We start from the raw sequence: 8427 nt of genomic DNA on the forward strand, positions 1-8427 counted from the left end.
CGTGCGTTATCCTCTGGCCGTGGCGCAACTTAATTTTCAGCGCGCCCGGACGGAAGAGAAGAAACGGCAGCGGGCGGCGGCGCTCGTCGAGGCCGCTCGCTCGCTGGCATTGGAGGTCGGCGTCGCGTCCGTGACGTTGACCGAAATAGCCAGCCGCGCCGGGATCCACTATTCGGCGGTGCGCCGCTACTTCACTTCGCACAAGGAGGTGCTGCTGCACCTCGCCGCCGAAGGCTGGGTTCGGTGGTCGGACACCGTGTGTGAGGGTCTGCGGCAGCCCGGGCCGATGTCGCCATCGCGCGTCGCTGAAACATTGGCCACGGGGCTGGCCGCCGACCCGCTGTTTTGCGATCTACTGGCCAACCTGCATCTTCACCTCGAGCATGAAGTGGATCTCGACCGGGTGATCGAGGTCAGGAAAGCCAGTAATGCCGCGGTGATCGCGCTCGCGGATGCCATCGAGCAGGCCTTGCCGACGTTGGGACGCACCGGTGCCTTCGACGTGCTACTTGCCGCTTACTCACTGGCGGCACCGCTGTGGCAGATCGCTCATCCGCCGGAGGGGCTCAGGGAGGCCTACGCCGAGGAAGTGGACGTCCCACCCGACTGGAACATCGACTTCGCGTCGTCGCTGACCCGGTTACTCACCGCGACGTGTCTGGGGCTCGTCGCCCAAGCGGACTAGGAGCGCCGGTTTACCAGTCCCACACCGACATGTCGCCGGGCGGGTACTCCGCGCAGTGGTCGGTTTCCTTGGCGACGACCCCCTTGTTGTTGAAGAAGATCTTGAAGTTGTTGACCCAGGACAGCGTCATCGGGTCTCGCTGATCGTCGTACAAGTGCTCCGAGTAGTCCCGGCGCTCCGCGGGCGACAACGAGAAAAACCAATGTGCCTTGTCTTGCACGGTCTGGTGGAAATTCTGGTGATTGTGGTAGTCGTTCATGTACCGCTCGTAGTACACGGGCGCGTAATCCCTTGCCGCCGCGAGTATTTGCTCAGCGGTGCAGGTGGTGTTGATCATCCGCCGCGGGATCGGGTAGTCCTCGGTGGAGTCGGCGCGGGCGGTGCCGGCGAACGCTGTTGCCGCGGCGCCCAGGGCAAGGGCTGCGACACCGGCGCGGACACCAGGGCTCAGGCGAGAAAGACGCATGCGGCTACTATAACGCTCTTGTCACGGCCATGGTTAGTCGTTCTTACGATTGGTTATCCCGGTTTGCATGCCCGCCACACCCAGGCCGTATGTGAGCATTTAGCAATGAGAGTCAGTCGCATCCTCGGGGCCGTGGTGGCGATGGCGGGATGGGCCGCCGTCATCGAGATTCCGTGCGCTTCCGCCGACCCGCCCTGCCCCGACGTCGAGGTGGTGTTCGCTCGCGGCACCGGCGAACCACCTGGGCCCGGCGGGGTCGGTCAAGCGTTCGTCGACTCGCTCAGCTCGCACCTACCGGGGCGGTCCGTTACGGTCTATCCGGTCAACTATCCCGCGACCCCCAACTACGCCGAGAGCGCCGCAGAAGGCGCCGACGACGCGAGCGCCCATATCCGCGACACGGTGGCCGCCTGCCCGAATACCAAGACCGTGCTCGGCGGCTACTCGCAGGGCGCCGGAGTGGCCACGTCGGCCACCGGGAAGATCCCGCCTCCGACGGCCGACCATGTGGCCGCGGTAGTCCTGTTCGGCCGGCCTGCCAGCACCTACGCCAGCAACTCGTGGGGCGGTCCGCTGCCGGTGATCAGCCCGGCCTACCAGCCGAAAACAATGGACTTCTGCGTTCCCGACGATTCCATCTGCTCCGAGGGCAACAATCCGATTGCGCACGTATCCTACGTGGGGTCGGACCTGATCGATCAGGCCGCGGTATTTGCTGCGGAGCGGCTATGACCAACGATGACCAGTCCACCACCACGCTGGAGGACCTGCGGGGCGATCTGGCGCAGCGCTACAAGTGGACACCCACCGGCGGGAGCTCGGTCGACCCCGCCGTCGTCGACGCCGACTGGGCAGCCCTGGACCGCGACGGCTACGTCGTGTGGGAAAACCTGCTCAGCCCCGGGGAATGCAAACAGATCCGCGAGGTGGTGCGCCCGTGGCTGGGCCACACCGGGCGCAACTCGTTCGAGGGCCGTCGCACCCAGCGCATCTACAGCGTGCTGAGCAGGACGCGGGTGTGCGACCGGCTGGTCGACCATCCGCGGGTGCTGGCGGTGCTCGATCGGTTGCTGATGCCCAACTACCTGCTCTCGGCGGCGCAGGCCATCAATATTCAGCCCGGCGAGTCGGCGCAACTGCTGCACCACGACGACGGGTTCTATCCCGTTCCGCGCCCGCGGGCGCCGTTGGCCGCCGCGACCATCTGGGCCATCGACGACTTCACCGCCGACAACGGCGCTACCGTGCTGGTCCCGGGCAGCCATCGCTGGGGCAAGCGCCGGCCCGGCCCCGACGACCCCACGATGCCCGTCGTGATGCCCGCCGGCTCGTGCGTCTTTTTCGTCGGCACCCTGTGGCACGGTGGCGGCGCCAACACCAGCAGCGGCGACCGCCTTGCGATCACCGCCCAGTACTGCCAGCCGTGGCTGCGGCCGATGGAGGCCTACCTGCTCTCGGTCCCGCGCGAGATAGCCCGAACGGTGTCCGACGACATTCGCCGCATGCTCGGCTACAGCATCCACCCGCCGTTCATCGGCGCGGTCGACGGCCTGCACCCGCTGCGGGTGTTAGACGAGCCGTAACGACGGTGCAGCAGCTGCTTGGACACCCCGAGAATCCTGCCGATCTCCGACACGTTATGACTTTCGATCCGTGTCCTTGCTCGGCTGAACCCGTTTCGGCTCGCCCGGCATCTTCGGATAGTTCGGCGGGTAGGGCAGGTCGCCGAGCCCACGCTCCTCGTCGGCGGCGACCATGTCCAGCAGCGGCGTAATCGACTGCCTCACCGAATCAATGTCTGCCCACGGATCATCGCGTCCCGCAACGAATTTCGGCACCGTCGCGATCGTATAGTCGTCCGGATCGGCGCCGGCGAGCTCGGCCCACGTCAGCGGCGTGGACACCGTCGCGATCGGCGTCTTGCGCGCCGAGTACGCCGAGGCGAACGTCCGGTCGCGGGCATTCTGGTTGAAGTCGATGAACACCCGTTGGCCGCGTTCTTCTTTCCACCATGAAGTCGTCACCGCCTCGGGTGCGCGGCGCTCCACCTCACGCGCCAGCGCGATCCCGGCCCGGCGCACGGCGATGAAGTCCCAGTCCGTCGCGATCCGCAGGAACACATGTACCCCTCGCCCACCCGAGGTTTTCGGGTAGCCGACCAGACCGAGTTCGTCGAGCAGCGGCTTGAGGACGTCCACTGCGATGGCGCTGGCCTCCTGGAAACCGGTGCCCGGCTGCGGATCCAGGTCGATTCGCAGCTCGTCGGGGTGCTCGGTGTCCGGACAGCGCACCTGCCAGGGATGCAGCGTGATCGTGCCCATCTGCGCGGCCCACACGATCGACGACGGATGGGTCACCGTCAGCGCGTCGGCGGTCCGCCCGGAAGGGAACGTGACGCGGCAGGTCTGCAGATAATCGGGGTGGTGCTGCGGAATCCGCTTCTGGTAAATCTCCTCGCCGTCGATGCCGTCGGGAAACCGCTGCAGGTGGGTGGGTCGGTCGCGCAGTGCGGACAACATCGGTCCGCGCGCCACCGCCAGGTAGTACTCGACGAGCTTGCGTTTAGTGCCGGCCGAGCCCAGCTTCGGGTAGTACACCTTGTCCGGGTTGGTCAAGCGGACCTTGACCCCGTCGACGTCGAGTTCCTCTGCTGCCGCGGCCATACCTGATTCCAGCACAATGAATCCATGGACCTGCCTGTCATGCCGCCGGTGTCGCCGATGCTGGCCAAACCGGTCACGTCGATCCCGCCCGACGCGTCCTACGAGCCCAAGTGGGACGGGTTCAGGTCGATATGCTTCCGCGACGGCGACGACGTCGAGCTCGGCAGTCGCAACGAACGGCCGATGACCCGCTACTTTCCCGAACTCGTCGCAGCGATCAAAGCCGAGCTGCCCGAGCAGTGCGTGATCGACGGCGAGCTCATCATCGCGACCGGCCACGGACTGGATTTTGAGGCTCTGCAACAGCGCATCCACCCGGCCGATTCGCGGGTGCGCATGCTTGCCGAGAAAACACCGGCGTCGTTCATCGCCTTCGACTTGCTCGCTCTCGGCGACGACGACTACACCGCGCGGCCGTTCGAGGAGCGCCGCGCCGCACTCGTCGACGCGTTGGCCGACTCCGGTCCGTCGATTCACCTCACACCGGCGACCACCGACCTGGCGACGGCCGAACGCTGGTTCGACGAATTCGAAGGGGCCGGTCTCGACGGGCTCATCGCCAAGCCGCTGACCCTCACCTATCAGCCGGACAAGCGCGTGATGTTCAAGATCAAACACGAACGCACCGCCGACTGCGTGGTGGCGGGCTATCGCTTACACAAGTCCGGTGAGAACGCGATCGGCTCGCTGCTGCTCGGCCTCTACCAGGACGACGGCACCCTGGCCTCGGTCGGGGTCATCGGCGCCTTCCCGATGGCCGAACGGCGGCGCTTGTTCACCGAATTGCAACTGCTCGTCACCACATTCGACGGTCACCCGTGGAACTGGGCCGCCCACGAAGCAGGCCAGCGCACCCCACGTAAGAACGAGTTCTCCCGGTGGAACGCCGGCAAGGACCTGTCCTTCGTACCGCTAAGGCCCGAGCGGGTGGTCGAGGTGCGCTACGACTACATGGAAGGCGAAAGGTTCCGCCACACAGCGCAATTCAAGCGCTGGCGACCAGACCGCGACCCCCGTTCGTGCACCTACGCTCAACTCGAGCGTCCGCTCACCTTCCGCTTGGGCGATATCCTGCCGGGTCTGGGTCACGCCTGAAGCCGGGTGTTTATCCCGCACCGCGATCGGGCACGCGACACATATGTCAGTGACAGCGTTTCAGGACCTGCCGTTGGCCGACCGTGACCGCAAATGGGACGGCGCCGCCGCCGAGAAACGCGTCCGTAAGTGGGCCGACGCGCAGGACAAGCCGAATCAGAGATACCGCGACGCGCATGTCTGGTACGACAGCGCCAACAAGGACAACTTCACCGCGTACAAGCTGCTGATCGCCGACGTGATCGGCGGCAAGCTCAAGGCGGTGCCGCGCGGGGTGATGATCGCCGGCGCGATCATGGACGGCGCACGCGGCGGCATCGATCTACCCAAGAGCGACATCGACCGGGTCAAGAGCCATCTGGCCAAGTACTACAAGAAGATGGACGAAACGCCGCCGTGGGAGCGCGGTTAGTCTGCCGCGAACGTGCGCAGATGTACGCCATTTGGCGCGGTTGAGCGTACAACTACGCACGCTCGCGGTGAGAAGCAAGGAAATCGACGATGTAGCCGGCCAGCTCTTCGCCGGCGTCCTCCTGCAGGAAGTGCCCGGCGTCGCGCACCACCGGGTGGTCGATGCCCTGGGCGCCGCGCATCTGGCGTTGGAAGATCGGTGCCATCGCGCCGGTGATCGGGTCGCCGTCGCTGAAGGCGACCAGCATCGGCGTCGGGCTTTCGCACAGCGCGGCCCACGCCGACCGGTTGGCCGGGGCGGCGGGGTCGTCGGGTGCAGTGGGCACCAGTCCGGGCATGGCTCGCGGCGCGGCGCAATACGAGTCGTCGGGGAACGGCGCGTCGTACGCCGCCCGCACCGCCTCACTCATCGGCCGACGGCATCCGGACTGGACGAACCGGCCGATGTCCAGCGACGGCAGGCCCTGGATCGCCTCGTGGAACTTCCACCAGATTTCGGGCATCGGGATATCGCCGGTCGGCAGGCCGGTGTTGGCGACGACGATCCGGCTGAACCGGTCCGGATGTTCGGCGGCCAGGCGCAACCCAATCAGCCCGCCCCAGTCCTGGCCGACCAGTGTCACCCGCCGCAGATCCAGCTCGTCGAACACCAGGCTGCGCACCCACTCGACGTGACGCGCGTAGGTGTGGTCTTCGCGTCGAGTCGGCTTGTCGGAGCGGCCGAACCCGACCAGATCCGGGCAGACGACCCGATGCCCTGCCTCGGCCAGCACCGGAATCATCTTGCGGTACAGGAACGACCACGACGGCTCGCCGTGCAGCATGAGTATCGGGTCGGCGTCGTCGGGGCCGTCCTGCACCCAGGCCATCCGCAGCGTGCCGCCGTCGTCGTCGGGAATATCGCAATACCTTGGGGCGTAAGGGAATTCAGGGAGATCCGCGAACCGCTCCTCGGGTGTCCGCAATGTTTGCATGACGGTGAACATACCGCTCGATCAGTCGGCCAGGGCCGACAACAGCCGATCCAGGAACGGGCGCTGGCCTTTGAGCAGCTTGACCCTGGCCTGCGCAACCGGAAACCAGCCGACCCGGTCGATTTCGGGGAACTCTCTGACGGTCCCCGAGCCTTTGGGCCATTCCAGTTCGAAGGTGTTGCTGTGCGCGTCGGTGACGTCGAGATCGGCGTGCACCGCGAACGCGGTGATCACCTTGCCGCTGGGCTGTTTGAGCGGATCGAAGTCGATGCGCGGGCCCACCGGCACCGGCAGACCGAGCTCCTCTTCGAATTCGCGTTGCGCGACAACCCAGGGATCTTCGCCGTCGCTGTACTCCCCTTTCGGGATCGACCACGCGCCCTCGTCCTTGCGTGCCCAGAACGGTCCGCCCGGGTGTCCGATCAATACTTCGACGACCCCGTCGCGCACCCGATACAGCAGCAGTCCCGCACTGAGCTTGGGCACGCAGTTAAACCCCGACCGCGCGTTCCAGATCTTTGAGGGAGTTTTCCAGGTGCCCGAGCAGCCGCTGCAGATGCGGCACACTGCGCCGGCAGCCGACCAGACCGAAGTCGAGGTTGCCGGCGTTGTTGACCAATGTGATGTTCAGCGCCTGCCCGTCCAGGGCGATCGACAGGGGGTAGTTGCCGTCGAGCCGGGCGCCCCGCCAGTACATCGGTTGCGTCGGCCCGGGCACGTTGGAGATCACGATGTTGAACGGCGGCGGCGCCGACGAGACGACGCCCGGCACCACGGCGAGCGCCAGCGGCGCCATCATGAACGCGGACAACGCCAGGGCCTGCAGCCGCGGCAGTTCGGAGAACACCTTCTTGTTCTTGCGCATCGAGTCGCTGATCGTCTGCAGCCGGTTGGCCGGATCGTCGGCATCGGTGGCCAGGTTGCACAGGATGGTGCCGACCATGTTGCCGCCGCTATCGGCCTCGTGCTCTTTGCGCAGGCTGATCGGCACCATCGCCACCAATGGCGTGTCCGGCAACGCATTCTGGTCCGCCAGGTAGTAGCGCAGCGCACCGGCGCACATCGCGAGCACGACGTCGTTGACGGTCACCCCGGCGGCCTGCTTGATGCTTTTCACCCGGTCCAGCGAATACGACTGCGCCGCAACGCGGCGCGCGCCGCCGATGCGGACGTTGAGCATGGTGCGGGGTGCGGCGAACGGCAGCGTCAACTGCTGCTCGAGCAGCGCGGCGCGGGCCAGTGTCCACGTCGAAGGGCCAAGGGCGGCAACCGATCCCGCCAATTGCGTGAGGGTCTGCCACCGGGATCGGCTCGGCGAGTGACGATGCCGGCGAGGCAGATCCCAGATCGCGCGCAGCTCTGGGTCATTGGGGTCGGTGGACAGCGAGCGCTGCATCAGCTTCAGCGCCGAGACGCCGTCGATCAGCGCGTGGTGGAACTTGGTGTACAGGGCGAATCGCCCGTCGCTCAGCCCCTCGACGAAATGGCCTTCCCACAACGGGCGGTGGCGGTCGAGCAGGCTGCCGTGCAGCAGGGAGCTCAGCTCGAGCAGGTCGCGGACCCGCCCGGGTGACGGTAGGGCCGAGCGCCGCACGTGGTAGTCGATGTCGATGTCGTTCTCGTCGTCGTAGGCCCAGCCGATGTTGGCGATTCCACCGAACATCCGGGCGGGGTGTTTGCGGAAGGCGGGCTGGAATTCCTTGTTGGCGACCAGAGCTTCGTAAGTCTCCCGGGCGAAGTCCGGTCCGGCGCCCTCCGGCGGCTCGAACAGTTGCAGACCACCGACATGCATGGGGTGCTCACGAGACTCACCCAGCAGAAATATCGAATCGGTGGGCGTTATCAGCTCCATCAAACTATTAAACCGTGGCTGGCAAACTCATCGCCCGGATCGGGGAAATAGCAACTGGCCCAATGGCTTTACAGGCCGGGGATGCCCGGGAGACCCGGTAGCCCGGGAACATGCGGGCCGCCCCCGTGGGGAATGCCCGGAACCGGAATGCCAGGACCCGGCAGGCCCGGCCCCGGGATGGGCGGACCCGGTGGCCTCGGCGCGGGCACCTGAACCGGCAACTGCGGAGCGGGCAATGCCGGCGGCGGCGGAAGCGCCGGTGGCGGGGGCGGGCCTGCGGG

The 8427-nt window shown here is 66.5% G+C and carries 11 protein-coding genes; 5 read left to right on the forward strand and 6 right to left on the reverse strand.

The annotated features are described in order from the left end of the window. Position 1 precedes the first annotated feature (1 nt). On the forward strand, positions 2-685 hold the full coding sequence (locus AWC14_RS01110; protein WP_045376062.1) for a TetR/AcrR family transcriptional regulator: 684 nt from the start codon (positions 2-4) through the stop codon (positions 683-685). 10 nt (positions 686-695) lie between these two features. Here AWC14_RS01110 and AWC14_RS01115 read toward each other — a convergent pair whose 3' ends face one another. Continuing rightward, the gene (locus AWC14_RS01115; RefSeq protein ID WP_045376065.1) at positions 696-1151 is read right to left on the reverse strand and encodes a DUF5078 domain-containing protein; all 456 of its coding nucleotides are present in this window, start codon (positions 1149-1151) and stop codon (positions 696-698) included. Positions 1152-1256: 105 nt separating this feature from the next. Here AWC14_RS01115 and AWC14_RS01120 point away from each other — a divergent pair, with 105 nt between their 5' ends. Next, a complete protein-coding gene (locus AWC14_RS01120; RefSeq protein ID WP_142281492.1) occupies positions 1257-1883 on the forward strand; it encodes a cutinase family protein in 627 nt (208 codons plus the stop codon). Beyond that, positions 1880-2734: a phytanoyl-CoA dioxygenase family protein gene (locus tag AWC14_RS01125; RefSeq protein ID WP_045376068.1), complete on the forward strand. Its 855-nt coding sequence runs from the start codon at positions 1880-1882 to the stop codon at positions 2732-2734. The genes AWC14_RS01120 and AWC14_RS01125 overlap by 4 nt, the downstream gene beginning before the upstream one ends. A 54-nt stretch (positions 2735-2788) precedes the next feature. Here the strand turns inward: AWC14_RS01125 and ligD are convergent, their stop codons facing one another. Then, a complete protein-coding gene (gene ligD, locus AWC14_RS01130) occupies positions 2789-3814 on the reverse strand; it encodes a non-homologous end-joining DNA ligase (RefSeq protein ID WP_045376071.1) in 1026 nt (341 codons plus the stop codon). 24 nt (positions 3815-3838) lie between these two features. On the opposite strand from ligD, the gene AWC14_RS01135 reads away from it, so the two are divergent. Both AWC14_RS01135 and AWC14_RS01140 read left to right on the forward strand, forming a co-directional pair. Then, the gene (locus AWC14_RS01135; protein WP_045376074.1) at positions 3839-4909 is read left to right on the forward strand and encodes an ATP-dependent DNA ligase; all 1071 of its coding nucleotides are present in this window, start codon (positions 3839-3841) and stop codon (positions 4907-4909) included. Positions 4910-4952: 43 nt separating this feature from the next. After that, entirely contained in the window at positions 4953-5321 is a 369-nt protein-coding gene (locus tag AWC14_RS01140; protein ID WP_045376076.1) for a hypothetical protein, read from the forward strand. Between the two features lie 52 nt (positions 5322-5373). Here AWC14_RS01140 and AWC14_RS01145 read toward each other — a convergent pair whose 3' ends face one another. The 4 genes from AWC14_RS01145 to AWC14_RS29095 form a co-directional block, all read right to left on the reverse strand. Further along, the gene (locus AWC14_RS01145) at positions 5374-6294 is read right to left on the reverse strand and encodes a haloalkane dehalogenase (protein WP_045376191.1); all 921 of its coding nucleotides are present in this window, start codon (positions 6292-6294) and stop codon (positions 5374-5376) included. 21 nt (positions 6295-6315) lie between these two features. Then, on the reverse strand, positions 6316-6780 hold the full coding sequence (locus tag AWC14_RS01150) for an NUDIX hydrolase (RefSeq protein ID WP_045376078.1): 465 nt from the start codon (positions 6778-6780) through the stop codon (positions 6316-6318). 4 nt (positions 6781-6784) lie between these two features. Beyond that, positions 6785-8146: a WS/DGAT/MGAT family O-acyltransferase gene (locus AWC14_RS01155; protein WP_045376080.1), complete on the reverse strand. Its 1362-nt coding sequence runs from the start codon at positions 8144-8146 to the stop codon at positions 6785-6787. Between the two features lie 68 nt (positions 8147-8214). Continuing rightward, positions 8215-8427, reverse strand: a 213-nt coding sequence (locus AWC14_RS29095) for a hypothetical protein (protein WP_211282287.1), incomplete at its 5' end; no start/stop codon positions are given.

Origin of the sequence: Mycobacterium kyorinense, assembly GCF_002101735.1 — a bacterium.
GTDB lineage: Bacteria > Actinomycetota > Actinomycetes > Mycobacteriales > Mycobacteriaceae > Mycobacterium > Mycobacterium kyorinense.

Bases quoted from the DNA above. Each gene is read 5' to 3' on its own strand.
- AWC14_RS01145 (WP_045376191.1), bottom strand. From the start codon at position 6,294: ATGCAAACATTGCGGACACCCGAGGAGCGGTTCGCGGATCTCCCTGAA.
- ligD (WP_045376071.1), bottom strand. From the start codon at position 3,814: ATGGCCGCGGCAGCAGAGGAACTCGACGTCGACGGGGTCAAGGTCCGC.
- AWC14_RS01115 (WP_045376065.1), bottom strand. From the start codon at position 1,151: ATGCGTCTTTCTCGCCTGAGCCCTGGTGTCCGCGCCGGTGTCGCAGCC.
- AWC14_RS01120 (WP_142281492.1), top strand. From the start codon at position 1,257: ATGAGAGTCAGTCGCATCCTCGGGGCCGTGGTGGCGATGGCGGGATGG.
- AWC14_RS01125 (WP_045376068.1), top strand. From the start codon at position 1,880: ATGACCAACGATGACCAGTCCACCACCACGCTGGAGGACCTGCGGGGC.
- AWC14_RS01155 (WP_045376080.1), bottom strand. From the start codon at position 8,146: ATGGAGCTGATAACGCCCACCGATTCGATATTTCTGCTGGGTGAGTCT.
- AWC14_RS01140 (WP_045376076.1), top strand. From the start codon at position 4,953: ATGTCAGTGACAGCGTTTCAGGACCTGCCGTTGGCCGACCGTGACCGC.
- AWC14_RS01135 (WP_045376074.1), top strand. From the start codon at position 3,839: ATGGACCTGCCTGTCATGCCGCCGGTGTCGCCGATGCTGGCCAAACCG.